The 22,088-nt window shown below is 35.2% G+C and carries 26 protein-coding genes, 1 pseudogene and 1 riboswitch; of the genes and pseudogenes, 15 read left to right on the plus strand and 12 right to left on the minus strand.

The features are described 5' to 3' along the window. The first annotated feature begins 81 nt into the window (after positions 1-81). The 4 genes from MHH59_RS04890 to MHH59_RS04905 all read left to right on the plus strand — a co-directional run bounded on the left by MHH59_RS04890 (position 82) and on the right by MHH59_RS04905 (position 2,482). Complete coding sequence (locus tag MHH59_RS04890; protein ID WP_002125663.1) at positions 82-642, plus strand: GNAT family N-acetyltransferase; 561 nt, start codon at positions 82-84, stop codon at positions 640-642. A 392-nt stretch (positions 643-1,034) separates the two neighbouring features. Continuing rightward, positions 1,035-1,493: a MarR family winged helix-turn-helix transcriptional regulator gene (locus MHH59_RS04895; protein ID WP_002125665.1), complete on the plus strand. Its 459-nt coding sequence runs from the start codon at positions 1,035-1,037 to the stop codon at positions 1,491-1,493. 45 nt (positions 1,494-1,538) lie between these two features. Beyond that, the gene (gene pssA / locus MHH59_RS04900) at positions 1,539-2,072 is read left to right on the plus strand and encodes a CDP-diacylglycerol--serine O-phosphatidyltransferase (protein ID WP_201055675.1); all 534 of its coding nucleotides are present in this window, start codon (positions 1,539-1,541) and stop codon (positions 2,070-2,072) included. Between the two features lie 38 nt (positions 2,073-2,110). Beyond that, positions 2,111-2,482, plus strand: a complete 372-nt coding sequence (locus tag MHH59_RS04905; protein WP_340852906.1) for an ATP synthase subunit I — start codon at positions 2,111-2,113, stop codon at positions 2,480-2,482. 259 nt (positions 2,483-2,741) lie between these two features. On the opposite strand, the gene MHH59_RS04910 is transcribed toward MHH59_RS04905, so the two are convergent. Beyond that, positions 2,742-2,843 (minus strand): YjcZ family sporulation protein, encoded by a 102-nt coding sequence (locus tag MHH59_RS04910; protein WP_000505688.1) that lies wholly within the window; start codon positions 2,841-2,843, stop codon positions 2,742-2,744. Between the two features lie 286 nt (positions 2,844-3,129). Between MHH59_RS04910 and MHH59_RS04915 the strand changes: the two genes are divergently transcribed. Both MHH59_RS04915 and MHH59_RS04920 read left to right on the plus strand, forming a co-directional pair. Continuing rightward, entirely contained in the window at positions 3,130-3,330 is a 201-nt protein-coding gene (locus MHH59_RS04915) for a hypothetical protein (protein WP_002087259.1), read from the plus strand. 260 nt (positions 3,331-3,590) lie between these two features. Next, positions 3,591-4,049, plus strand: coding sequence for a putative iron-sulfur cluster-binding metallochaperone (locus tag MHH59_RS04920; protein WP_340850894.1), 459 nt, complete (start codon positions 3,591-3,593; stop codon positions 4,047-4,049). A 119-nt stretch (positions 4,050-4,168) separates the two neighbouring features. On the opposite strand, the gene MHH59_RS04925 is transcribed toward MHH59_RS04920, so the two are convergent. Further along, positions 4,169-4,492: a hypothetical protein gene (locus MHH59_RS04925; RefSeq protein WP_002064068.1), complete on the minus strand. Its 324-nt coding sequence runs from the start codon at positions 4,490-4,492 to the stop codon at positions 4,169-4,171. 999 nt (positions 4,493-5,491) lie between these two features. Here MHH59_RS04925 and MHH59_RS04930 point away from each other — a divergent pair. Further along, positions 5,492-5,797 carry a hypothetical protein gene (locus MHH59_RS04930; protein ID WP_002134718.1) on the plus strand — a complete coding sequence of 102 codons (306 nt, stop codon included), beginning with the start codon at positions 5,492-5,494 and terminating at the stop codon, positions 5,795-5,797. A 61-nt stretch (positions 5,798-5,858) separates the two neighbouring features. On the opposite strand, the gene MHH59_RS04935 is transcribed toward MHH59_RS04930, so the two are convergent. Then, positions 5,859-6,080 carry a hypothetical protein gene (locus MHH59_RS04935; protein ID WP_016093184.1) on the minus strand — a complete coding sequence of 74 codons (222 nt, stop codon included), beginning with the start codon at positions 6,078-6,080 and terminating at the stop codon, positions 5,859-5,861. 12 nt (positions 6,081-6,092) lie between these two features. Next, positions 6,093-6,296 (minus strand): hypothetical protein, encoded by a 204-nt coding sequence (locus MHH59_RS04940; RefSeq protein ID WP_340850895.1) that lies wholly within the window; start codon positions 6,294-6,296, stop codon positions 6,093-6,095. A gap of 156 nt (positions 6,297-6,452) precedes the next feature. Between MHH59_RS04940 and MHH59_RS04945 the strand changes: the two are divergent. After that, positions 6,453-6,640 (plus strand): annotated as a pseudogene (locus MHH59_RS04945) (N-acetylmuramoyl-L-alanine amidase C-terminal domain-containing protein); the annotation flags it as partial. 294 nt (positions 6,641-6,934) lie between these two features. Here the strand turns inward: MHH59_RS04945 and MHH59_RS04950 are convergent. Then, positions 6,935-7,276: a YolD-like family protein gene (locus MHH59_RS04950; RefSeq protein ID WP_002125679.1), complete on the minus strand. Its 342-nt coding sequence runs from the start codon at positions 7,274-7,276 to the stop codon at positions 6,935-6,937. Positions 7,277-7,431: 155 nt separating this feature from the next. Between MHH59_RS04950 and MHH59_RS04955 the strand changes: the two genes are divergently transcribed. Beyond that, on the plus strand, positions 7,432-7,713 hold the full coding sequence (locus MHH59_RS04955) for a barstar family protein (protein WP_033710138.1): 282 nt from the start codon (positions 7,432-7,434) through the stop codon (positions 7,711-7,713). Between the two features lie 617 nt (positions 7,714-8,330). Here the strand turns inward: MHH59_RS04955 and MHH59_RS04960 are convergent. After that, positions 8,331-9,506, minus strand: a complete 1,176-nt coding sequence (locus MHH59_RS04960; RefSeq protein WP_340850897.1) for an MFS transporter — start codon at positions 9,504-9,506, stop codon at positions 8,331-8,333. 286 nt (positions 9,507-9,792) lie between these two features. After that, a complete protein-coding gene (locus MHH59_RS04965) occupies positions 9,793-10,104 on the minus strand; it encodes an ArsR/SmtB family transcription factor (RefSeq protein WP_002011018.1) in 312 nt (103 codons plus the stop codon). A gap of 194 nt (positions 10,105-10,298) precedes the next feature. Here MHH59_RS04965 and MHH59_RS04970 point away from each other — a divergent pair, with 194 nt between their 5' ends. Together MHH59_RS04970 and MHH59_RS04975 are read left to right on the plus strand one after the other, a co-directional pair. Continuing rightward, entirely contained in the window at positions 10,299-10,883 is a 585-nt protein-coding gene (locus MHH59_RS04970) for a CGNR zinc finger domain-containing protein (RefSeq protein ID WP_002125692.1), read from the plus strand. 165 nt (positions 10,884-11,048) lie between these two features. Next, positions 11,049-11,603: an HPP family protein gene (locus tag MHH59_RS04975; RefSeq protein WP_002125693.1), complete on the plus strand. Its 555-nt coding sequence runs from the start codon at positions 11,049-11,051 to the stop codon at positions 11,601-11,603. 167 nt (positions 11,604-11,770) lie between these two features. Here the strand turns inward: MHH59_RS04975 and MHH59_RS04980 are convergent, their stop codons facing one another. From MHH59_RS04980 to dhaS, 3 genes are all read right to left on the minus strand, one after another. After that, positions 11,771-11,878, minus strand: coding sequence for a YjcZ family sporulation protein (locus MHH59_RS04980; protein WP_000505673.1), 108 nt, complete (start codon positions 11,876-11,878; stop codon positions 11,771-11,773). 294 nt (positions 11,879-12,172) lie between these two features. Next, positions 12,173-13,171 carry a DhaKLM operon coactivator DhaQ gene (gene dhaQ / locus MHH59_RS04985; RefSeq protein WP_340850898.1) on the minus strand — a complete coding sequence of 333 codons (999 nt, stop codon included), beginning with the start codon at positions 13,169-13,171 and terminating at the stop codon, positions 12,173-12,175. Between the two features lie 19 nt (positions 13,172-13,190). After that, positions 13,191-13,757 (minus strand): dihydroxyacetone kinase transcriptional activator DhaS, encoded by a 567-nt coding sequence (gene dhaS / locus MHH59_RS04990; protein ID WP_002140640.1) that lies wholly within the window; start codon positions 13,755-13,757, stop codon positions 13,191-13,193. 327 nt (positions 13,758-14,084) lie between these two features. Here dhaS and dhaK point away from each other — a divergent pair, with 327 nt between their 5' ends. Continuing rightward, positions 14,085-15,836, plus strand: coding sequence for a dihydroxyacetone kinase subunit DhaK (gene dhaK, locus MHH59_RS04995; protein WP_340850899.1), 1,752 nt, complete (start codon positions 14,085-14,087; stop codon positions 15,834-15,836). Positions 15,837-15,891: 55 nt separating this feature from the next. On the opposite strand, the gene MHH59_RS05000 is transcribed toward dhaK, so the two are convergent. Beyond that, the gene (locus MHH59_RS05000) at positions 15,892-16,443 is read right to left on the minus strand and encodes a DUF4352 domain-containing protein (RefSeq protein WP_002169003.1); all 552 of its coding nucleotides are present in this window, start codon (positions 16,441-16,443) and stop codon (positions 15,892-15,894) included. A gap of 222 nt (positions 16,444-16,665) precedes the next feature. Beyond that, on the minus strand, positions 16,666-16,872 hold the full coding sequence (locus MHH59_RS05005) for a hypothetical protein (RefSeq protein WP_002186538.1): 207 nt from the start codon (positions 16,870-16,872) through the stop codon (positions 16,666-16,668). A 256-nt stretch (positions 16,873-17,128) separates the two neighbouring features. Next, a riboswitch (SAM riboswitch) is annotated at positions 17,129-17,234 on the plus strand. An 82-nt stretch (positions 17,235-17,316) separates the two neighbouring features. Between MHH59_RS05005 and MHH59_RS05010 the strand changes: the two genes are divergently transcribed. The 3 genes from MHH59_RS05010 to MHH59_RS05020 all read left to right on the plus strand — a co-directional run bounded on the left by MHH59_RS05010 (position 17,317) and on the right by MHH59_RS05020 (position 21,991). Next, entirely contained in the window at positions 17,317-18,375 is a 1,059-nt protein-coding gene (locus MHH59_RS05010; RefSeq protein WP_215566445.1) for an LLM class flavin-dependent oxidoreductase, read from the plus strand. After that, positions 18,368-19,324 (plus strand): ATP-grasp domain-containing protein, encoded by a 957-nt coding sequence (locus tag MHH59_RS05015; protein ID WP_088004991.1) that lies wholly within the window; start codon positions 18,368-18,370, stop codon positions 19,322-19,324. The genes MHH59_RS05010 and MHH59_RS05015 overlap by 8 nt, the downstream gene beginning before the upstream one ends. Positions 19,325-19,606: 282 nt before the next feature. Next, the gene (locus MHH59_RS05020; RefSeq protein ID WP_340850902.1) at positions 19,607-21,991 is read left to right on the plus strand and encodes an immune inhibitor A domain-containing protein; all 2,385 of its coding nucleotides are present in this window, start codon (positions 19,607-19,609) and stop codon (positions 21,989-21,991) included. The last annotated feature ends 97 nt before the right edge of the window (positions 21,992-22,088 follow it).

Here is a 22,088-nt window from a genome sequence, read left to right on the forward strand (position 1 = left end):
CAGAAAAAGGTGATACGACTTTCTCTTACTTAAGAATTCTGGAATAGTTAAAAAATCCGATTAATTATATTCCGAAAGGGTGTGTGTAATATATTATCAACTAACGTTTTTACTTATAAATCTAAAGATGGAAAAACAGTAACAATTAGAGAAGCTAAAGAACAGGATGCAGAAAGAATGCTAGATTCTGCTTCAAAAGCTTTAATAAACGCTCCATACATGCTAAGTACGGTTGAGGATGTAAAAAAGACGAGTGTTGATGCTATTCAAAAAACGTTAAAAGCTTATTATGAAAATCCAAATTATGTAAAGTTTATTGCTGAAGTTGATGGTAAGTTAGTCGGTGCAATCGATTTTAAGAACGGAAACAAAGAAAAAATTAGTCATCAAGGGGCTTTTGCGATGACCATACTACCTGAATATCGAAATTATGGTATTGGAAGAGCTCTTCTAGAAACGCTAATCAATTGGGCTAAAAATAACAGTAAGATTGAAAAAATTTCTCTTGAGGTAATGGAGGATAATTTAGGGGCAATCCAGTTATATAAGAATCTAGGCTTTTTTGAAGAGGGTAGAAAAGTAAAGGGTGTAAAATTGGATGGCGACTATCAAGATTTAATATTAATGGCTTTATTTGTTTGAAATTGAACCTTATTCAACAATAGGGCGAGATTGTTGGGCAAACACAGGTAGAAAAAGGAGTAAACTTTTAAAAAAAATTATTCACAAACAATAAATAACCCCAAGCATTTTAATCAAACTTTATTACAAACCAACAGCATTCACGGCAAGCTTATGGGTTAATAACTAATCCACGGCAAAGATATGCTTTCTTTAGTGGCAACTTTGTGGGTAAAGTCACATGTAAAAAGAAGACATCAATTAAGATGTCTTCTTTTTTGTAAGATGGTAAGTGAAGGATGGAGCGATATTTCCCTTTACACGAACATAAAGGTATAATATAGTTTAGTTAAGTTAACTAAACTATATTCTGAAACGAAATAAAATAACAGCATGACTGGAGGAAGAATGCTATGACTAGATCGTATAAAGAAGTAATTAATGAAATGAATCGAGCCTACAATGACTTCTACATTTTACTATTTCAGGAGTTAAAGGATGAGTTCGGTCTTACAGGGCAGCAAGAGAGCATGCTATTTTATATCAATTTAAATGAAAACACGACAGCAAATAACATTGCGAGTACTTTTAATATATCGAAAAGTGCTGTGAGCCAAGTTTTATCGAAATTGGAAAAACAGAAGATGATTTCGAAACAAGTAAACCCTAATAATAAACGGGAGTATTTCCTTACACTTGGTCCAAACGGTAGTAAGTATATAGAGCGGTTGTCTGAGTTAGATGACGTATTAATTGAGAAATACTTTTCTAAAATCGATATAAATGCTTTAGAGCAAATGACTGATACGTTAATGAAAATAAATAAAGTTATATTGGAAGAAAAACAGAAGGCTATTGATTCTAATGAGTAAGAAAGTCTACATGAAGGGATTAGTAGAAAGGAGGAAAATCCTGTTATGAGTTACATACCAAATATGATCACGATAGCAAATTTTGTATGTGGGCTTTTGGCTATTTATGCTGTTTTCGTTCACGATATGTATTTGGGAGCAGTTTTTATTATTACAGGAATGTTATTTGATTTTTTTGATGGCATGGTCGCTCGGAAACTTGATGCTGTTTCGGAAATAGGTGGAGAGTTAGACTCATTTGCGGATTTAGTTACTTTTGGTGTAGCACCGTCTATTCTTGCATATAGTGTCGCTTTAAAAGATTTGCAGTCCATCGGGATGTTATGTGCGCTTGCTTACAGTGTTTGTGGCATGCTTCGACTTGCGAGATTTAACACGCAACAAAGCAAACTTCCGACATTTATCGGAATGCCCATTCCATTTGCGGCAATGTGTCTTCTCATTTTATGCTTTTTGAATAATCCAGTTTCCGTGGCGTTTGGCACATGCATACTCGCTTATTTAATGGTGAGTAAAATAAAATTCCCTCATTTTAAAAAAGATATATCGGAAAGCTTGAAGTTCGAAAGATGGGATTGATGATACGGAAATATAATGAGAAAGATAAGGAGCGTAACATGATTCGTATGGCACTAAGATCATTTAACATACAAATATATTGTTTGCTAGGCGTGATGTTATTGGGCTGGTCTATGACACCTTTCTCAGCCCATTTTGTAGGGATAAGCATTGGCCTTCTAGTTAGTATGTACTGCGTATGGATTTTAGGGAGGCGTATTGAAAAGTTCGGAGATAGCATTGTAAAAAAAGAAAAAGCACCGATGCTTGGAATGATGAATCGATTTGCAGCCGCGATACTCGGTGCGATTATTATGTATGAAATTGAACACCATGATTTCATGTGGACATTTGCTGCTGGAATTATGGGTGGGTATTTCTTAATTATTATTAATTTAGGATATTACAGCATGAAAGATGCGAAGAAATAAAGTGAAACTTTAATCAACACACACTAATCGGCTTTTTTAACTATATAAGTTTTGAACTTAAGGAATTAAAGTTAGTTGAGCAGCTTTGTGTAGCGGAAGGATTATTTGTATTTCACACTAAAGACCGAAAGTGATAAAGTGTTGTGTAAATAACTAATCTGGATGACTTGAATGTATAAACCTAAAAACTTTCCTTTATGGAGAGCTTTTTATTACAAAGAAAAGACACCCATATAAGAGTGTCTTTTCCGATAGTTTTTTAGCAGAAGCAAGAAGCTCCAACAATGATCAATAAAATAAACAATACAACTAGTAAAGCAAAGCCGCCGCCACAACTACTACAACTACCACCAAATCCCATAATAGCTCCTCCTTTAATAAGAGGGGAAAACAAGGGGTCACTCATGTATTTTAACGGATTCAAATTACTTTATGTTTTTTACGCAATAATTGAGCAGGTCCTTTTGAAAATAAAGAAAAGACACCCTAAGGTGCCTTTCTCCGACTTGAACCATCTTAATTTTAATAATATTGGTCATTGAGAAAAAAGAAAAAGCCCTATATAGGGGTATCACCACACGACTAGCCAGCACTCACACCCAAAAACAGGATGGAATGATAAAATGCAAGTTTAAGGAGGGGGAAGAATGAAAAATGTACATAGATGGTTAAATTATTTTGGTTTTATATGTGTGTGCATGTCTAGCTTCGGTTTTGTTTCTCGTTGGATTTTTCGTGATGTGATTGCACTCGATCAATTACTTGTTTTGAGTATAGGAATTATTATTTTAATAACAGTATTTTTTGTAAAACGTTGTAGTAAAGAGTTACGAGGTGATAAAGGTTAATCGCCCTAAATGTAGTTTTAGAATTTCGCAATCGGAGTATATTGCTGAAAAAGGCTTATTGAATAATGACAGTTTATTTTAAGAAAGTAAATCGATAATATAGTAAATAATACTTTCCTTGACCCTGTACTATGGCACAGGGTTTATACTTTATATGAGGTGAGACAGATGCAATATCTTATTATCGAAACTTTAATAGATTCAGAAAAGAAAGTAGAAGAATATTTATAAAAATAATAAATTGTAAAGGTGGGAGAATAATGGAAGATTGTTGTAGTAACCTTAAAGGAATAAAAATTAAAAATAATGGTCATTGTCCATCATGTAAAAATAAAGCTAAGAATGTAAAGTTGATTACACTAAAATCATTGCTTAAACCATCGGCATTAGAAACATTAAATGCTAAAGAAAATCACTATTTTTGTTCAAACGAAGATTGTGATGTAGTCTATTTTGATACGAATAATAAAAAATACTTTGTATCGGACATAAAGGTAGCTGTAAATCAAAAAGATGACTCAGCAACTACACCAATTTGCTATTGTTTTGATTGGACAAAAGAAAAAATCAAACAATATGTAGAAAATGGACTTACTCCTAATCCAGTAGAGCATATTCGCGAAAACATAAGAGAAAATCGATGTGGTTGTGAAGTAAACAATCCACAAGGTAGTTGTTGTTTAGGCAATGTTACAACTTATATTAGAAAAATGTCATAAGGAACTTAAATGTTGCTTTTTTTCACCAAAATACTTTGGGGTATTTCAAAATCTCAAGTCGATGGGCATGTGACGTTGCCTCATGCTCACCAAGCTAGTTAGGGTATGTTAAGTAAACCTTATGGATTTGTATATCTCATCCATCCACTTTCCGATTGTTTCGCTTTATACTTCCCATAAGACAGAAGCTTCATTGCCGAGCGATTGGCCGCATGAAAAACCAAGTTTAGCTTCAATTCTTCTTCCATTTCACTGGGATAGGTGGTAGATTCATAAACATAATAACCCGCCATGATACAGGGGATTACTTGCTCCGGTTCAAATCCATAAGCAGTTGCATCATCCACAACCAAATCAATGATGCATCGGTTTCCATCTTTAACTTTTTTCTGGAGTAATTTTTTTACCGATCCTGGTACTAATTCTAATATTTTATCCTTCATGTCAGTCACCTCATCTTTTATCATGTCCAGATAGCCTGGGGATATGTGTCAAACAGAATGAAGTTCCAACCGTAATTACACTGGTTTAACAAGATCTTAAGGACTATATCACCCTAAAAGAGACAATGGCTCTAAATAAAAGAAACCCCGATTGTCTGCGGGGCTCCTAAGGGTAATCGTCAAGTAATGACGTACTCGACTAATTAACGATATCATGAATTTTTTGGTAAAAATAATGGTAAATGTGTCCGAATTAATGAGGGCATCATTTGGAACAAAAACGCTATTTTAATTTCAAACAAAAGAACAGTCAGCAAAAGCTAACTGCTCGGTTCTCCAAGGGGGAACAAGGAGAAAGTAACTTAATCGGTTGTCTACAGTATTGACGGAATATTGAATTTTATTCAGGGGACTATGTTATATGATTGATAAAAAATTCCTTTATTAGCAGTAAAACTCCGAGGAGAGACAAGACTTCAATTGAGAACCAAAACATGCTTTTTTGAGGTTTTTTAAACTCCATTATTATGGAAGAAAATAAAAAGGTTGCAATCATCATGATAATTAAGAGACGGATTATATCAGACATTAATAGCACTCCTAATATTTAATCAGTTTCATTATATAGTTATTTCCAATGAGATGGAATTTAAGAATTGTTTTATTGAAATTCGAACAAAAAAGGTCCTGTTGTCTCCAACAGAACCTTTTCTAAAATGGCAAAGAGTAACTCTTACCTTACTCTTCTGCTATATAATACACAAAACACGTATAGATTTGTATAACAAGAAATTCCAATATAATTATTTGAATAAAGTGTTTAAAAGTATCTTGTCGGGGTTTAATATAAGGAATTAAATTACAAACGTTGATTTATCAATGGATATTAATGATAAACTAGAAAGTGATAGTTAATAAAGAAATATTACAATAATGAAATATGAAATATTGCATATTCAATTGAAATAGAAATTTACAAGTAGAAAGCGAGGAATAACAATGGGGCTAGGAAACCATAGAACAGAAAATAGTTTGAGTGTAAATGACAGGTGTTCCGGGTTCTACTATTTATGCGAAGAATGTCATTGGGAATTCCATAGACACTTCGAAACAGTTAAATCACACGAGTATGTTACGGAGGCACCTAAATATACAGAATTGATAGGATTATGGGAAGTATTGAATGATCCATTATCTATGAAAGAGTTCAAGGAACTTGTTTATAAAGGATTGGATTTAAAAAGAAATGTACAAAAATTATTTAATGAAGAAGAAATAGAAGCAAACAACAAACAATTAAAGTAGCGAATTCGATGCTTTTTTATTTTACATAGAAAAAAGGAAACCGCAAAGGATCCTTTTTATATTAAGCTGCTTTATAATTTTTATTTTTAATCCTATTTCTAGTATCCATAAATGCGGCGAATGTCGCTATAGCACCACCTAAATCATAAATTTGGAATTTGTGGACAAAAGCAAGTCCTACAATGAAATTGTAGCTGTATATAAAGCATGTAATACCGAACAGCCATAACATGAACTTTAAATCTTTTAAGCTCAATCTATAATTCTTAATTTTTTTCCACATATGTATCAACTCCTATTGTTCTGAGGTTCTATAGTTTTTCTTGCAGATCTCTCGCATGTCTACGATAAAGAATAGAAAGAAGATAACAGCTGCGATGCCATTAACCCAGTAATACGTACGTCCCATCGTGAATCCATCATAGAAGGAATAGGCATTCCAAATTATAAGGATTATTGAGCAGATAGTAGAGATCATTAATGAGCCAAAACTTCTCATGCTTTTCACCTCGATTCAAAGTTTTAGAACTTTTCATACAATTATACATTTAAATAAAGAGATTTACAAAAAGAATTACCATAAGGAGGGGGTATGACTATACGCTCTAACGGGACAAACTGTTGGGAATTGTGAAGGAAACGGCGGTTCTAATGTGGATATCAATACGTTAAGTCAGGTGGATTCGATACTAACTCCTTAGATGAAGCTATTCAAGCTATGGCAGAACGAGGAATAAAAGGTAGCGTTAATGTTGATTCACTTTCTGGACTATGTGTTATATCCAAACCGATGTCCTACCTAATACAGAGTTAGATAAGATTACTTGGTGGGTGGATACTTGATCAGGTGGTAAATGGTGGTATGAATATATTAAAGTTAGATAATAGTTGAAGCCGTCCTTAATCGGGCGTTTTCAACTATTATCTAAATGCTTCTTTAGTTTTCTCTATTGTGTTCTGTTCCTCTTTTGTATTTGTAAATTCGATAACCATAACAGACAGTCCAAAACCTAAACAAACAGCCTTTATCTTGCTAATTCTCACAAGAACTTACACTTTTTCTCTATCTGTATTTAACCTAGAATACAAGATTCTTTCATTTTTATTCCTGGATATATTTGAAAAACTGTATGTTTTTTATCTCAAATCAATTACATCTATAAATTTAAGGAAAACTCTGTTATAAGATGCATCAGTGCAAGTTATTAAATTCTTTATCGGATTTATGTCAGTTACAGTCACATATCTAGTAAGTAAATGACCATCTCTATAATAAGTAATCAATACCTTCTCTTCAGAAAGAAATGAACATAGTAACTTGTTTTCAATAATTTCTTGTTTGTCTTGGGCTAATTTAGGGCGCTCCACTTTTGTTTGTTTTTTAACAATATTACCAATACCGATGAATTTCTTCGGTATTGAAGCGAATGGAGTCCGCTTAATCATTCCTATTTCTTTTGGCATATGTGTATAGTTTATGCTGTACATCTCCCTGATTGCTATAAATAACTGTATCATTATATCAATTTTTGAAGATGTTAGGATTATTTATATAATTATAAAATAAACATTTAGAGGTTTTTGACTCCTTATAAAATCAACCCAATTTAACTAAGTATGATTTATATATATAATTGAGTAATGAACATGAATCAATTATTGTCATAGATGTAAGCAACATTTATAATGCAAAAGAATTGCATTTACTTCTTAAAGAGAAGCTTGAGTTTCCTGATTTGTACGTGGAAAACTGGGATGCTTTTTGGGATTGTATTACAGGATTTGTGTGTCCTTTGCCAAACAAAATGATCTTCGACGGATGGTCAAAGTTTGAAAAAAGGTTACCGAGAGATACAAAAATAATGAAAGAGTGTCTTCTTGATTATAATGAAGAGGATAGAAAGGATCCTGCATGAGCGTCTTTTTTATTAAAATTTATATTTTAAAGAGTTACCTAGAAGAGAACAAGCTATTAATTAACAAAAAAGAAAAGACACCCTAAGGTGCCTTTCTCCGACTTGAACCATCTTAATTTTAATAATATTGGACTCCCGTCCGAATATTATTTTACCATGTTAAGTTGTTTTTGGAAATATGCCATATCGATAATTACAATATACGTTTTAGTTTTTAAATTATTTATCTTTCTAAAAGTTGAAATTAATAAGAACCCCATAAATGATAAACCATTCCACTAACAAAAAACACTAATCCTAAAAACAAAACAATTAAAGCAAGTACTCCATTTTGATTATGTTCCATAAAATTAGCTCCTTTTAGATTTATTTTTATCCCGCTATTTGCGGGCAGTAAAACTCCCACCTCAAAATTCAGCTGGAGCAAAGAAGTTAGGTGGGAGCCCTGCTGCCCGTAAACGCCCGATTGGTGAAGGCTAATACTCAGTGGGGGGATGAACAAAACCCCCGCTGAGTAAAGTTTCACTTTATATACAAAAAAGCCTTTAGTCGTAATTATGGCTAAAGGCTTTGATCATTATACTTTTTAGTTTATAAAATTTGAAACTGAAAATGTACTAACTTGATAATGAAGCCTGGCTATTAGAATTGAAAAATTTTAGTTTTATTATAATTAACAGAAATGAGAGTAGTGTGAAAATGAATCCGCTCCAAATAAGCTGGTGAATACCTAAGTTTGAAATGAACCAGCCTCCAATAGTTGTTCCTAAAGTAATTCCGAGATTGGAGAACGAAACGAATAGACTATTACCAAATTCAGGCGCTTCTTTTGCTTCGCTTATTAACCATGTTTGACCAACAATTAATCCACCAGCATGTACGATTCCCCAAATGAATACGATAAAAATCATTGGAACAAGGTAGGAACCTAAATAATAAACCAATATGTAAACAATAGAATATAGGATAGGGAATAATATTACTGTATTTACTATACTTTTTTGCAGGAGACTACCAAATAAATGATTGCCTAAAATCATAACGATACCAAATATGAATAGCATGATACTGATGAGAGATCCGTTCATGGAAGTTACTTTTGCAAGGTATTCAGCGAAGTAGCTGTATACGGAAAACGTGGCTGCAAAAAGGAATGTGACGGTTAAAATATTTAACCATAATCCTGGTTTGCCGAGTATACGAATTTGTTTGCCGAAAGACATTTTTTCTTTAACAGGCATAGAAGGAAGTAGAATTAGTATTCCAATGAATGCAAGAGTGTTAACAAGCGCTCCGAATAAGAAAGCAATTTCGAGTGAAAATTGGTCTGCAAGGTAAGAGGTTAGTGGTACACCTAAAGCAAAGCCAACAGTAATTCCCATGAAAACTTTTGTAACCGCTTGACCGCTCTTTTCTGGAGGGACAAGTTTAGCAGCTGTTACAAGAGCGATTGAAAAGAAGAGTGGATGAAGTGCTGCCGGTAAAATACGAAAAATAAGCATGATTTCAAATTGTGTTGTATAAGCGTAGATTATATTTGAAATAACAAATGCAAAAATTGCTGTTAATAAAATTATTTTGCGATTAATACTAGAGACGAGCAGAATTAAAAACGGACCAGAAATAGCAACAACTAGTGCAAATATACTTACTAAAAATCCAGCTTGTGTAGTTGAAATTCCGAATTTTTCAGTGATTTGTGGTAATACGCCGACAATACCCATCTCGGTAGTAATAATTCCGAACACACCTATTGCGAGTGTCAGAATAAGTAAAGGATTTACTTTTTTCATTTATAAAACTCTCCATTCGTATCAGTATTTTGAAAGTAAATTCATTAACAAAGAAGCATTATTACAAGTATGATTGGATGCCAATATTATCAGGACTATGTAATTTGAAATACAATAACAGATATCTAAATAACTAGATATGATATGTTAAAAAATTTTCTCCTTTCTATGTTTCTTGCTTTATAGGTAGTGCAATTTTATAAAAAAATAATTGATGCCTGTAAAAAAGCAGAATGTGTGAAAGCTAATAATCAATTAGTATGCAGATTGATTATTAGCTTTCATTTTATAATTCGTTTTGAACGTATTCAGAAAACTCTCGTATTGTTTTTTCATTTCGGCGATAGTATGTCCATTTTCCAATTCGGTCAGAGTCTAGTAGTCCTGCTTTTTTCATAGTTAATAAATAACTAGAAATAACCGATTGGGCTAAGCCAGTTTTAAGCTGGATATCTCCTACACATACTCCAACTTGAAAGTTAAGGCCTTGCTCTAGATAAGGTTTTTCATCGAAATGGTTTTCTGGATTTTTCAACCATGATAAAATTTGACATCTTGTTTCATTTGACAATGCTTTATAAATTAATAAAGGTTCCATAAGGATATTATATCTACTTTTATAGATTTGTAAATGGGTTTTGGTGATTTTAAGGGGAGAAGGCGTATGTAGATTCCTTTAAATGTGGATGAGATGTTCTAGTAATAGGGCTTTTTTCTGGATGTGAATTTATAAAAAGTTGCACCGTCATATTGCTTTAGAATATGATTGGTTAAAGAGTAGGTGATGAGTACATGCAGGAAACAAAACAATTCCCGCTTATATCTGGAAATCTCTCATTAGATTTAGTGAATACAGAGTTAGTTAGGCGTGGACAACGTTATGATTTATTAATAACAGATGAAGATGTATTAGAATGGCTACATGTAATAAAGGCTAATCTTCCTTTTTGGAATGAAAAAACACTTATAGGAATTCAAGAGCGAGTGAATCAAGTTACATCTAGCATATTAGAGGTAAGAGAAGTACTGAGAAAACAGTTTGAGGCAATTGCTGATCTGCACGAAATTTCTAATGATTTTATTGCGTATTTAGAAAAACAAATTGAGAAGGCACCATTTACATATAAAGTCATTGAACAGCGTCTAGTACCTATCCCAGTTGGAGAAATTGAGGATGTACTTGTATCGTTAATTGCATTTGATGCTTTAACGTTAATAGCAGAAAATAAGCTTATTTCTCTTAAAAGGTGTTCAAACCCCGACTGTGTTTTATTATTTATAGATAAAAGTGGAAAACGAAAATGGTGTTCTATGAAAATATGTGGGAACCGGAAAAAAGCAGCAAAATTTCAGGTTCGAAAATCTGAAGAGGTTTAGGAATCAGCTTATAGCAGTTGATTCTTTTTTTTGTATCTTTTAACTAACCTCTAAAATGAATATTTACAGGTTAGTTAATTCGGGTTATAATTATTGGTAAATAAAGTGAGACTTTAGTCAGTGGGATGTCCATCCCTGCGAATAGCGCGATAAAGGAGGAAAACGATGGATAATATAACAGCAGCTAAGCAGAAAGAGGCTCAACCAATAAGTGTACGATATTTTGCAAAAATGAAAGGGAAAGGGAGAAGTCCATTACAAGTAAATATAAAGGATTCTTTAACGGGACTACTGGGGGGATTTTTAACAATTCTCACCTTAACATATTTAACGAGTATAACTTCTACAGAATTACTAATGGCTCCATTTGGAGCGAGTTGTGTATTAGCGTTTGGAGTTTGGAATGCACCGCTATCTCAGCCGCGTAATATTATTGGAGGACATTTGATTTCAACTTTCATTGGTCTATCAATATATCATTTGTTTGGGAATGAATATTGGACAATTGCTTTAGCAGTCGGGGTGTCGATTGCTATTATGATGTTAACAAGAACAACGCATCCTCCGGCAGGGGCTGATCCAATTGTCGTTATTTTAGGAGCAAATAGTTGGAGTTATTTAGTAACGCCGGTTTTAGTTGGTTCCGTTGTTATTGTAGTTATTGCTTTATTTATTAATAATATGAGTAGTAAAAGGAACTATCCAACTTTTTGGATATAGTTTGTAAAGTGAAAAACAATTTAAGTAAGTACTTTATTTTTACTATGTTTCATTTTTTATATAGAAAAAGCCTTTAGTCGTAATTATGACCAAAGGCTTTCATTCTCATTCTTTTTAGTTTACAAAGAAAAGACACCCATATAAGAGTGTCTTTTCCGATAGTTTGTTTAGCAGAAGCAAGAAGCTCCAACTATGATTAATAAAATAAACAATACTACTAATAAAGCAAAGCCGCCAGAAAATCCACAGCCGCCACAACTACCACCAAATCCCATAATAGTTCCTCCTTTAATAAGAGGGGAAAACAAGGGGTCACTCATGTATTTTAACGGATTCAATTTACTTTATGTTTTTTACGCAATAATTGAGCAGGTCCTTTTGAAAATAAAAAAAAGACACATTAAGGTGCCTTTCTCCGACTGGATAACCGCATTTCGAAACTGGCGGATAACTTGCAAATAGTATGTATGCTTCGATTTATTTACAGATACCTAAGGTTTATACATTCTTCATATAAGTCAGTACTTTTGATTACTAAACGTTCAATCATCATAATGTTTAGTTTATTGTTACCAACCACTCGCTCTAACATCCGCCTTCAACCACTTCACCCAATCCGAATCTTCTATTTTAAGCAAACTGAGCGAAACACCTTTCATATTTAAAGAAGTGAGAAGGGTACCAACCTTTACGAACTTCACATGTAAGCCTTCCAGCTCACATAAACGGCGAATATCGTTTGCGAAAATGTATTGTTCCATTAATGGTGTCGCACCGAGTCCGTTAATGAGGATGGCAAAGTTGTCACCTTTTCTCCAGCGATAAATGCTTTTTAGTTTGTTCATAAGTTCAATTGCTAATATTTCAGAAGAGGATAGTGCTTCTTTGCGGTAACCTTTTTCGCCATGAATACCAACGCCGTAAAAGACTTCATCGTCGTTTAATGTGAATGAAGCTTTTCCTTGTACTGGATCGTTTGCAGGTGAAAGGGCGACTCCTAATGTGTGTAAGTTTTGGATGACAGATTGGCCAAGTGCTGTTAGTTCTTCTAAAGAATGACCGCTCTCAGCGGCCGCACCTACTATTTTTTGAACGAAAACGGTGCCAGCTACGCCGCGTCTTCTTTTATTAAAAGAAGCATCATCTTCAATTGAAACGTCGTCATTTACGATGATGTGGTCAATTTGTCTTCCTTCTTCTTTGGCGATTTGTTCTGCAGCTAAAAAGTTTTCTACGTCATCTTTAAAGTTTTTAATAATGAATAAAATACTTTTATCTTGTGGCATTAAGCGAGTTGCCGCCACAATTTGTTCCACTGTAGGGGGAGTGAAGATACTGCCGTTTACTGCCGCTGTAAGCATACCTTTTCCTACATAGCCAATATCGGCTGGTTCGTGTCCGCTACCACCGCCGCTTATAATGGCGACATTTTGTTTCATTTCTGCGATATCTTTTACATAAATGATGTTATGTGTTTCGTCGTAATTTACTTTGTCGTTATGTTCAAAATAAAAGCCATGCAGCATATCTTGAACAATATTTTCTACATCATTCATAATCTTTTTCATTGCTTTTGCCACCCTTTAATTACTTTGCTGATTGCTCGAGTAATAGTAGTAATTGATTGTTTATCATATTTTTCATGAGAGAAGACATAATGGATGGATCTACTTCACATTTGCTTTCAATCCAATCTTTTATCGTCCCAACGAAGCCGTGACTATAAAAAGAGGCAATCGTATTTTTTGTCTCATTCGAAAGGCTGAATCTACAGCTCATGGATAGTTCATCAATAATCTTCATATATAAGTTTTTCGTATGCTCAAATAAATAGTGATTAAACGAATTTTGCTCAATGACTTTAAAGGCATTTCGGTAAAATTTTTGATTTTCATAAAAGTAATCAAATAATAAATCGAAAATGTTTTCCCATGTTTCATAATCAAGAAAGTCTATAATATTTTCTTTCGTTTCTTCTTTATAAATCCAGCTTAATAGTTCGAATTTATCTTTAAAATGATAATAAAAAGTTTGTCTACGCATTTGACAGTGTAACATAATATCGCTCACTGATATTTTATGAAACGATTCTGTTTCCATTAAATGTTTCAATGAGTTCGCGATTATCTTTTTAGAAATTATAGAAGAGGTCATCTGAATCATCCCTAGAATGTTAGTAATATGAAAATCTTATCTATACAGTGAAACTTTAATCAGTGGGGAGGTTCATCCCCCACTGATTATTAGTTGAACCAATCGGGCATTTACGGGCAGTTGATCTCCCACCTAACTTCTTTGCTTTCATTGCATTTTGAGGTGGGGGTCTTACTGCCCGTTAATGCGGGACAAATGAGAGCGGTGTCTTTAGACAGATTGTCCATTTTGTCCGTTTACTATAAAACGCTTTCATTTTAACATGAGTAGTAAGAAGAAGATTTCAAATATATCACAATATATTAAAGGAATTGAGGGAGAACTACAATGAAAAAGATTATAAACAAACCAGAAACATTAGTAATGGAAATGTGTAACGGAATGGTTATGGCTCATCCAGAGCTTGAGCTTTTGAAAAAGTATAAAGTTATTAAGAAGAAAGAAATGAATGAAAATAAAGTAACGTTAATTAGCGGCGGCGGTAGTGGTCATGAGCCAGCGCATGCAGGTCTAGTCGGAAAAGGAATGTTAGATGCGGCAGTGTGCGGAGATGTGTTTGCTTCTCCTTCACAAATTCAGGTATATCAGGCGATTAAAGAGACAGCTAGTAAAAAAGGTACGTTATTAATTATTAAAAATTATAGCGGCGATATTATGAATTTCAAAAACGGTGCACATTTAGCGACTGAAGATGGAATTGAAGTCGACTACGTAAAAGTAGACGATGATATTGCGGTAGAAGATAGCCTGTATACAGTAGGACGCCGCGGTGTTGCGGGAGTTATTTTAGTGCATAAAATTGCCGGCGCAGCAGCGGAAGCAGGAATGGATTTAGGAGCGGTGAAAGCTGTAGCGGAAAAAGCAGTGGCTAACGTGCGCACAATCGGTTTAGCATTAACTTCTTGTACAGTTCCAGCAAGCGGATCACCTACTTTTACACTTGCGGAAGATGAAATGGAATACGGCGTAGGTATTCACGGTGAACCAGGTATTAAACGTGAAAAAACGCTGTCAGCAGATGAATTAGCTAACCGTATGACAAATGATTTAATAAAAGATTTAGGAGTAAAAGATGGTGAGGAAATCGCACTGCTAGTAAATGGTTTTGGCGGAACACCACTGCAAGAACTTTACCTATTTAATAACGCAGTTACGAGAGAATTAGCTGCTAGAAATATTAAGATTAATAGAGTATTCGTCGGTAATTATATGACGAGTATTGATATGGCAGGTATGTCTTTAACAGTAATGAAGTTAGATGACGAGTTAAAAACGTTGTTATCGAAAGAGTGTAATACACCAGCGTTTAAAGTAGATGGACCAGTTGAAAGTGTAGAGTACGTGAATGTGCTTGAAGATGTAGAAGAGAAGGAAGTTTTCTTCGAAATAGAAACAGCGGAAGAGCACGCTGTTATTAAAGATAATGTCATTACATTAAACAACATGATTTATCTCGTTGATAAAATGAGCGACATTATTATTAAAAACGAAGTACCGTTCTGTGAGTTAGATACACATGCAGGTGACGGAGACTTCGGAATGAGTGTCGCAAAAGGATTTAAGCAATTAAAACGTGAGTGGCATTCTATTGTAGGACAAGAGAATGTAACGATTGGCTCGTTCCTTGACGGTTGTTCGATGATTATTATGGAACATTGCGGCGGTGCTTCTGGTCCAATTTGGGGCGGAGCGTTCCGCGCAGCTAGTAAAGCAGCAGGCAAAAAACGTGAGCTAACAGCTGGAGAGTTCGCTGAAATGTTGCAAGCGGCACTTCAAGGCATACAATCTATCGGTGAAAGATCGTTCGGTAGAGGAGCGGTAGTTGGTGATAAAACGCTTGTTGATGCACTTGCTCCATGTGTAGACTCTTGGTTAGACAGCGCTTCAAACGAAGTAGACGTGAAAACTGCCTTTGAAAAAGGAGCAGAAGCAGCGGTTAAAGGAGCAGAGTATACGAAAGAAATCGTAGCTCGTATGGGCCGCGCCGGTACAGTTGGTGAAAGAAGTTTAGGCTATCCAGATGCAGGTGCACATGCACTTGGAGTTATCTTTACGGAGATTGCGGGTAGTTTGAGATAGTAATTAGAAAGTCCCTCTGCCTTAGGTAGAGGGACTTTTATATTGTATTTTAGATTTAGTTTTTTTGTGATTGCAGCTTATCGATTTTCCAGTGTGCTCCTAGAGGATCTAAAGAGCTTTCAATATAAAACATATATTCATCTGCGGTACTTGGTACTTCAAAAGCTATTTTTAATTCTACCGTTTCATTTGGTTTAACTTGTATATCAGAAGGGTTTTGATCAAGCACCTTTCCTTCATAGGCCTTTCCGTCTTTTTCATCTTTTAAGTTATATTTTAATTCTGATAGTCCAATCGTTTGACCTCGTACATTTTTTACAGAGACATTAACAACGACGGAATCGTTACTAGCATTTAAATATGCATTTTGAACGGCGGTCAAGTAATAGCCTCCCTTAACACTCTCACCAACTAATAAAATACCTTGTTCCAAGCGGCTCATATCTTCTTTTTCTTCAAAATTTATTAATTCTTCATTTTCATTTTTTGCGGTTGGTTCTTCTATTGGACCATTTTCAACGGCACTATCTTTTTTATCTTGTGTGCAAGCAGCCGTAACACTGACTAATACTAGAATTAAAGTAAGTAATATGAATGATTTTCTCATAAAATTGATCTGTCTCCTTAAGTTTCTCAATTTTGTGCAACTATACATATTATAAAGAGATTCTATTAAGATTAACATAATGTCTCATTATTGGCTCAAAATAGGGGGTCCTTTAGACACCTTATTCTTGTTTTTTATTAATATGATTGGTGTATTTACTCTAGTTGTAGCGAAATCGTCCGTTGTTATCATTCCTACTGTAAATATGTAATTAGTATTATTTTATTCTTTAAATATCTCCGGTTTTTCAACTCTAAATGATTGCACCTCACCGCACTCTAAACAAAATGTGGTTAATAGTTTGGAACGTTTCCCTCCTGAAAAGAATCTACTAGATTCATCCTCACAAACATATGCATGATAAGCAGATCCAATCCTTCCTTCTTTAAATGTAGTAGAACCACAATTCTCGCATCGTTTATTTTTCATGTTACTAACACCTCATTTGATTGATATTTATTTTTCTGTGTTTTTAAGATAGAAGTAAAGCAACTTGGTTATAAATGATGTTTTCGACATGATATAACATAGCCCTTTATATATCCGCAAGTAAAACAACATAATACCCTATAAATCTCTATAACAATATGATGTTTCATATATCATTTAATGTTTATCGGAAAAATAAGTATTAAACGATTGATTTTTATTATTCTGATGATTATAATAAATGGAAATCAAACAATTCTTATGTTGAGAAGTGGAGGGACGGGCCCTATGAAACTTCGGCAACCTCGTTTTAGACGAAAGGTGCCAAATCCTGCAGGTGAAAAACACCTGAAAGATAAGAGCGGTTCATTTAGTCAAGAAGGCTACTCTTATTTCGATAAGAGTAGCTTTTTTTATGGTTAAAAGTTAAAGGGGGAATAGGTAGTGGAGTATGGTTTTTGGTTGCCGATTTTTGGGGGATGGCTTCGAAATGTAGATGATGAATCTATGCCGCCTACGTTTGAGTATGCAAAACAAACAGCGCAAGCGGCAGAACAATTAGGTTTTTCAACAACACTTATAGCAGAATTAAATTTAAATGATATAAAAGGTGTTTCAGCACCAAGTTTAGAGGCGTGGACAACTGCGGCAGCACTTGCTGCGGTAACAGATCGATTAGAGATTATGACAGCTGTAAGACCTGGTTTTCACAATCCAGCAGTTACAGCGAAAATGGCAGCGAATATTGATCAATTAAGTAATGGCCGTTTTACATTGAATGTAGTTTCAGCATGGTGGGAAGAAGAAGCGAGACAGTACGGCGGGGTATTTACCGCACATGATGAACGGTATGATCGCACAGAGGAATTTGTAACAGTTTTGAAAGAGCTTTGGAAAGAAGAAGAGTTTTCTTATAAAGGGAATTTTTATGAGCTTCATAATACACATTTAAGTCCAAAACCTGTGCAGAAACAAGGGATTAAGATCTATGCAGGTGGTGAGAGTGAGCGAGGAAAAGAGGTCATTGTAAATCACGCGGATGCATATGTAATGCATGGGGGAACAGTGGAAGAAGTATTTGTGAAAATAGAAGATATGAAGAATCGTAGAAAGAAAGTTACAGAGGAGCCATTGCAGTCATTCGGGCTCGCGGCTTACGTCATTTGTCGTGATACAGAAGAAGAGGCGTTAGAAGAATGGAGACGTATAACGGATGTGAAAGACGATGCTCTAGGTTATGCGGGTTACCAAGATTTTATTAGTAAATCGCATTTGGAACAGCAAGTGAAGCTCAATGATTATTCCGTATCTAATCGTGGATTACGTCCTAATTTAATCGGAACACCAGAACAAATTGCAGAAAGGATACTTGCTTTTGAAAAAGTGGGTATTACGTTATTACTTTTACAATTTTCTCCACAGCTTGAAGAGATGAAACGATTTTCTGAAAAAGTGATGCCATTAGTTGAAGCAAAAAGAAAGGAATTGATTACAAATGAGTAAAATTTACATATTACATGAGAATAAGGAATGGACGGATCATTTGGTGAAAAGATTGGAAGAACTGGAGTTACCTTATGAGGAATGGTTTTTAAATGAAGGAACACTTTCGTTAGAAAAAGAACCTCCCCAAGGTGTTTTTTATAGCCGTATGAGTGCTTCTTCACATACGAGAGGGCATCGATATGCACCTGAGTTGACTGAAGGAGTTCTTGCTTGGTTAGAGGGATACGGACGAACAGTATTTAATGGGTCTCGTGCATTACGCCTTGAAGTAAGTAAATTGAATCAATATGCAGCATTAAGAAATTTTGGGATACAAGTGCCGAAAACAATTGGTGCTGTTGGCCGTGATAATATAGTAAAAGCAGCAAAGGAGTTAGGGGAAGTGCCATTCATTACAAAACATAACCGTGCAGGTAAAGGTCTTGGTGTTCAACTGTTTCATTCCATTGATGCTTTAGAGCAATATTTGGATGGTCCGACATTTGAAGAGCCCATTGATGGAATTACTTTAATCCAGCAGTATATTGAAGCGCCAGAACCATATATTACACGTTGTGAGTTTGTAGGCGGTCAGTTTGTATATGCAGTTACAGTAGATACATCAGAAGGATTTGAGCTTTGTCCAGCAGATGCGTGCTCTATTCACGATGCTTTTTGCCCAGTAGGAGAAGAGAGTAAGAAAGAGTCGTCAACAAAATTTGAAATTATATCGGACTTCCAAGAGCCAATTATTGAACAATACAAAGAATTTTTGAAAGAAAACGAAATTACTGTCGCTGGTATTGAATTTATTCGCAGTTCGGATGGAACAATTTATACGTATGATATTAATACAAACACAAACTATAATTCTGACGCAGAGTCTGTAGCTAATCAATTTGGTATGCTTGAGCTTGCTAAATTCCTTGGAATAGAATTAGAAAAACAAGTAGAGTCAGTTAAATAATATTGATTAAAAAATAAGGTTCTGTTGCAAACCTTTGCTAAATTAATAGTATCAGTATGTCCAAGTTTAAGAGCGTACTTACAAGGTTTTTAGAGTTTTTGCACCAGCAAGAAAAGTATCAGTTTTTATGTTGTATTTTTTATCCTACGTATCCCACCCTGCACAAAAAAATATTTCTCAACATTTAATTGTTGAAAAACATTGAATATTCTCTATAAAGAGAATATTATGTTGCTATCGGCAAAAAAAACGATAATTCGCAGACACTGGGGAGGAAATGCATTGAAAAAGAATAAGAAGTTAAAACCATTATCAGTTTTAGCAACAGCGGCAGTACTAAGTAGTAGTTTTGCTTTTGGAAGTCATGCGGCGTATGCTGATTCGCCATCATCTCTACCAATAGATGAGCATTTAATACCGGAGGAGCGTTTGGCAGAAGCGCTAAAACAACGGGGCGTAATTGATCAATCTGCATCACAAGCTGAGACGTCAAAGGCTGTCGAGAAATATGTTGAGAAAAAGAAAGGGGAAAACCCTGGTAAAGAAATCTTGACAGGAGATAGTCTTACGCAAGAAGCTTCTGATTTTATGAAAAAAGTAAAAGATGCAAAAATGAAGGAAAATGAACAGGCGCAGCAGCCAACAGTAGGGCCAGTAGCTGGACAAGGTGCAGGATTGAATTCTAGTAAATTAAATGGAAAAGTACCTACTGCACCAGCGAAGCAAGAAGAGTACAACGGTGCTGTTCGAAAAGATAAAGTACTTGTTTTACTTGTAGAATTTAGCGATTTTAAGCATAACAATATTGATCAAGAGCCAGGATACATGTATTCTAAGGACTTCAATCGTGAACATTATCAAAAAATGTTATTTGGTAATGAACCATTTACGTTATTTGATGGATCGAAGATTAACACATTTAAACAATATTATGAAGAACAATCTGGCGGGAGCTACACAGTGGATGGAACTGTAACGGAATGGCTTACTGTTCCAGGAAAAGCTTCAGATTATGGTGCGGATGCGGGTACTGGTCATGATAACAAAGGTCCTTTAGGGCCACGTGATCTTGTGAAAGAAGCATTAAAAGCAGCGGTAGCAAAAGGAATTAACTTAGCTGATTATGACCAATTTGATCAATACGATCAAAATGGTGATGGAAATAAAAACGAGCCAGATGGCATTATTGATCATTTAATGGTTGTACATGCTGGCGTTGGTCAAGAAGCTGGCGGCGGTAAATTGAAAGATGATGCGATTTGGTCTCATCGTTCAAAACTTGGATCAAAACCATATGCGATTGATGGCACAAAATCTTCTGTTTCAAATTGGGGCGGAAAGATGGCTGCATACGATTATACAATCGAGCCTGAAGATGGAGCGGTTGGTGTGTTTGCGCATGAGTATGGTCATGATTTAGGATTACCAGATGAGTACGATACGAAGTACTCGGGACAAGGTGAACCTGTTGAGTCATGGTCTATTATGAGCGGCGGCAGCTGGGCTGGAAAAATTGCAGGAACAGAGCCAACAAGCTTCTCACCACAAAATAAAGAGTTTTTCCAAAAGAATATGAAGGGCAACTGGGCAAATATCGTTGAGGTAGATTATGATAAACTTCGCACAGGAGTCGGTGTTGCAACATATTTAGATCAAAGTGTTACAAAATCAAAACGACCAGGAATCGTTCGTGTTAACTTGCCGGACAAGGATATTAAAAATATCGAATCGGCATTTGGGAAGAAGTTTTATTACAGCACAAAAGGAAATGACATTCATACAACACTTGAGACACCAGTATTTGACTTAACAAATGCAAAGGATGCTAAGTTTGATTATAAGGCATTCTACGAACTTGAAGCGAAGTATGATTTCCTTGACGTATATGCGATTGCAGAAGACGGAACGAAGACACGTATTGATAGAATGGGCGAAAAAGATGTAAAAGGCGGCGCGGATACAACTGATGGTAAGTGGGTTGATAAATCATATGATTTAAGCCAATTCAAAGGAAAAAAAGTAAAACTGCAATTTGAGTATTTAACAGATATTGCAGTAGCTTATAAAGGATTTGCGTTAGATAATGCTGCATTAACTGTAGATGGCAAAGTTGTTTTCTCGGATGATGCAGAAGGCCAGCCAGCAATGACATTAAAAGGATTTACTGTGTCTAACGGATTGGAACAGAAAAAAAATAACTACTATGTAGAGTGGAGAAATTACGCTGGTTCTGACACGGCGTTACAACATGCGCGTGGTCCAGTCTTTAATACAGGAATGGTTGTATGGTATGCGGATCAAAGCTTTACAGATAACTGGGTAGGTGTTCATCCAGGTGAAGGATTCTTAGGAGTAGTAGATTCTCATCCAGAGGCAATCGTAGGTACATTAAACGGACAACCGACTGTGAAGAGCAGTACGCGTTATCAAATTGCCGATGCGGCATTCTCATTTGATCAAACGCCAGCATGGAGAGTAGATTCGCCAACTCGCGGTATCTTTGACTATAAAGGATTACCAGGCGTTGCAAAATTTGATGACTCTAAGCAGTACATCAACAGTGCAATTCCAGATGCAGGACGTAAGTTGCCGAAACTAGGATTGAAGTTTGAAGTAGTAGGTCAAGCTGAAGACAAGTCTGCAGGTGCAGTTTGGATTCATCGATAGAATAAGGTGAAACTATGAGAGCTGTCCATAAGTTGGTGAAACTGACTTATGGACAGCTCTCTTCTTATTGTGGAAACGAGGCAGCTTAGTTTAGGAA

Origin of the sequence: Bacillus sp. FSL E2-0195, from assembly GCF_038003645.1 — a bacterium.
In the GTDB taxonomy this organism is placed as follows: domain Bacteria; phylum Bacillota; class Bacilli; order Bacillales; family Bacillaceae_G; genus Bacillus_A; species Bacillus_A mycoides.